Raw genomic sequence first — 3126 nt, forward strand, 5'->3', positions numbered from 1 at the left:
CCCCGACCCGCCGCCCTTAGGGCATGGTGAAGTCGACGTCCCGGGCCCTCGCGACGATCTCCACCTCGTCGCCGAGGGCCCATTCGGCGACCCGGGAGACCATCGCCGCCGGGACGGCGTCGCTGATGCCCTCGGCGGCCGGGATGTCGTACGTCGCGTGCGCGTCGTGCGGCAGGACGACGCGGAAGTCCCGTTCGAGGGCGGTGCGCGCGGTCGCCAGGACGCACATCTCGGACTGCACCCCGCAGAAGGCCAGGTCGTGCACGCCCGCGTCGGCGAGCAGCTCCGCGAGGCCGGTCTCCTCGAAGCCGTCGTCGACGGTCTTGCGCAGCACCCGCTCGCCGCGGTCGGCTTCCGGCGGCAGGTGGATCTCCCAGCCGGGAGTGCCGGGTTCGTCGGCGCTTCCCGGCTCGCCGTCGTTCTGGAGCTGTATGACCAGGGCGCCCGCGGCGCGGGCCCGCGTGATCAGGTCGGTCGTGCGGTCCAGGACGCGGGCCGCTTCGGGCACGGCGCCCTCACCGGTGACGAAGGCGGTCTGCATGTCGACGACGATCAGGGCCTGGACGGGTTTCGCGGGGTGTGCCGATGTCTCACTCATGGTCCACCATCCTGCCGTCCGCCATGACCAGGCGTACGTCGCCCAGGGCTGCCACGTCCCGCAGCGGGTCGCCGTGCACCGCGATCAGGTCGGCGCGGTAGCCCGCGGCGAGCCGGCCGACGCGGTCGCCGATGCGCAGGGCGTCCGCGGCCTCGCTGGTCGCCATGTCGATGACGCGGTCGGGCGCCACCCCCAAGTGCTGGTAGAAGCCCAGGCTCTGGGCCAGGCCGTCGCAGCCCGCACGTTGGACTCCCGCGTCCGTTCCCGCGATGAGCCGCGCGCCGCGCTCGGCCATCGTGCGGACCTGGTCGAACATCGCCTCGGCTCGTTCGGCGCCGAAGAACATGGGCAGCATCCGCCAGTTCGGGCTCACGGTGGGGCAGATCCGGATGCCCTTGGCCACGATGGCGTCCAGGACGTCCTCGCGCAGCCCCAGGCCCTTGCGGTTCATCCAGGTGCAGTGCTCGATGGTGTCGACGCCGGCCATCACGGCGGCCACGATCCCCTCGGTGCCGTGCGCGTGGGCGGCGACGGGCAGATCGGCCCGGCGCGCCTCGCGGACGACCACGCGGATCTCGGGGGCGCTGAACTGGGCCTGCCAGGTGGCGGGGCCGCCGCGGGTGAGGCCGCCGCCGGTGGCCATGACCTTGATGACGTCCGCGCCGAACTCGGCGTTCTGCCGCACCAGGGCGCGGATCTCGCTCTCGCCCTCGACCTCGCCGCCCAGGAACCAGCAGTGGCCGCCTCTGGCGGTCAGCGGGGTGGTGGCGGCGACGATCCGCGGGCCCGGCACCCGGGACGCGGTGATCGCCTCGCGCAGGCGCAGGGTGAGGCGGCCCCGGTCGCCCAGGTCGCGCACCGTGGTGACGCCGCTGCGCAGGAATTGCAGCGCGCGCTCCTCCATGGCCGCCATCAGGGTGGTGTCGCTGTGCGCGTCCAGGACCGCGACGGGGTCCTTGCTCGCGTCGAAGACCAGGTGGACGTGGGCGTCGATGAGCCCGGGGAGCACCGTGGCGTCCGGCAGGGCGTGGCGCTGCGACACGCCGCGTGCCAGGGGCTCGACCTCGGCCCTGGCGCCCACGGCGACGATGTCCGTGCCCTCCGTGAGGACGGCGCCGTCCATGACGTGCCGGCCACCTGGCCCGGTCAGAACCCGCCCTGCCGTGATCAGCGTCTGGCTCATCTCTGCCTTTCCCCGGGGGAGTTGGAGGAGCCGGCGGTGATGCCGGCCTCCATCATCCGTCGCGGGAGGGCAGAACGTCCGTGATGCGGGGGCACGAAGTCCCCCGTACGGGGGCGGGAGGAGATGTTCGCGCGGCGTCCCGCGGGTACCCATAGCCTGGGCCGAGTGCCCGCCGGGGACGTCGTGGATGTGGCAGGACGGAGGTCAGGGTCTGATGAGCACGGAAGTCACGGTCCTCCTTGTGGCCGGCGCGATCCTGGTGGCCGCGACACTCGCGGTCGCCATCGCGCTGCTCGTACGTCTGGTCCGCACGCGCCGCAGTCTGCGCAGGGCGGGGCTGCCGGTCGAGCGCCAGTGGGTGTTCTGGGGTGCGGTCGCCTATCTGGTCCTGCCGGCCGATCTGCTGCCCGATCCGGTGTTCCTCGACGACATCGGGGTGCTGCTGATCGCGCTGCGGTCCATGAAGCCGGCGGACTCAGGCATCGGGGGACGCGGGGCGCAGTAGGGGGCGGCGCAGGTGCCGGGCTTTGGCGAGCAGGATGTGCATGCGTTCGGTGACCTGGGCGACGTCCTCGACGGGCTCGTCGAAGGCCAGGCGTACGTCCGCCTGGCTGCGGGCCTTCTCCAGACGCAGCGTCAGGGCGTAGCGGTCGATGGCGAGGGGGCGTACGCGCACCACGCCGTGCAGGCTGTCGGCGCACACGAGCCGGGTCAGCTGCTCGACGGCGTCCTCGTGCGCGTCGGCGAGATGGGTGAGCAGGCGCGACTCGGCCTCGGCGAGCGGGTCGGGGGCGGCCAGGGCGAGTTCGTCGAGGTCGATGCCGGTCCGGCCGCCCGCGGAGTCGTGCAGCACGGCGCAGGTCGGCGCGAAGATGAATCCCTCCCCGTCGGGTACCAGTGACCCCGAGAGCCACAGACGGGCCCGGATGCGGTCCCTGACCGGTACGGGGGCGACATCGGCGAACTCCACCAGGGTGGAGGGTTCGCCGCGCGGCGCGCAGATCATCGCGGCGGCAAGGGCGCTGTCGGGGGGCGGGGACAGCAGGAGGATGCCCTCCGGCGTGACGCTGTGCGCGCCGACGAGTTCATCCCTGCCGATCTCCGTGGTCACCGCGCAGGACCACGCGGTGGTGAGCAGTGAGCGCGCGCGTGCCGCTGCGGTGGGCACGGACGTGCTGGCGTGACGGACACCCATCCTTGAACCTCCATTAGGTAAGCCTTGCCTAACTTATCGGAGATCGCGGAGCAGGGCCAGTACGCGGAAGGCCCCGCGCGGTGAATCGCGCGGGGCCGGTGGGATCTTCCGGAGTCGGGGGGGGGAGTGGGCCCCGGGGGTGCCCAACAC

Annotated in this window: 4 protein-coding genes; 1 reads left to right on the plus strand and 3 read right to left on the minus strand. The window is 72.8% G+C overall.

What is annotated here, in order from left to right:
* Positions 1-16 precede the first annotated feature (16 nt).
* Positions 17-598, minus strand: coding sequence for an isochorismatase family protein (locus ACQKIP_RS43800; protein WP_365859475.1), 582 nt, complete (start codon positions 596-598; stop codon positions 17-19).
* Positions 591-1781, minus strand: coding sequence for an amidohydrolase family protein (locus tag ACQKIP_RS43805; RefSeq protein WP_365859477.1), 1191 nt, complete (start codon positions 1779-1781; stop codon positions 591-593). Before ACQKIP_RS43805 ends, ACQKIP_RS43800 begins: the two co-directional genes overlap by 8 nt.
* Positions 1782-1995: 214 nt before the next feature.
* Between ACQKIP_RS43805 and ACQKIP_RS43810 the strand changes: the two genes are divergently transcribed.
* Positions 1996-2286 (plus strand): DUF1232 domain-containing protein, encoded by a 291-nt coding sequence (locus tag ACQKIP_RS43810; RefSeq protein ID WP_365859479.1) that lies wholly within the window; start codon positions 1996-1998, stop codon positions 2284-2286.
* On the opposite strand, the gene ACQKIP_RS43815 is transcribed toward ACQKIP_RS43810, so the two are convergent.
* Entirely contained in the window at positions 2257-2976 is a 720-nt protein-coding gene (locus ACQKIP_RS43815; RefSeq protein ID WP_365859481.1) for a DUF2470 domain-containing protein, read from the minus strand. The genes ACQKIP_RS43810 and ACQKIP_RS43815 overlap by 30 nt on opposite strands.
* Between the last annotated feature and the right edge of the window lie 150 nt (positions 2977-3126).

It is taken from the genome of Streptomyces sp. NPDC059900 (assembly GCF_050270335.1).
Lineage (GTDB): Bacteria > Actinomycetota > Actinomycetes > Streptomycetales > Streptomycetaceae > Streptomyces.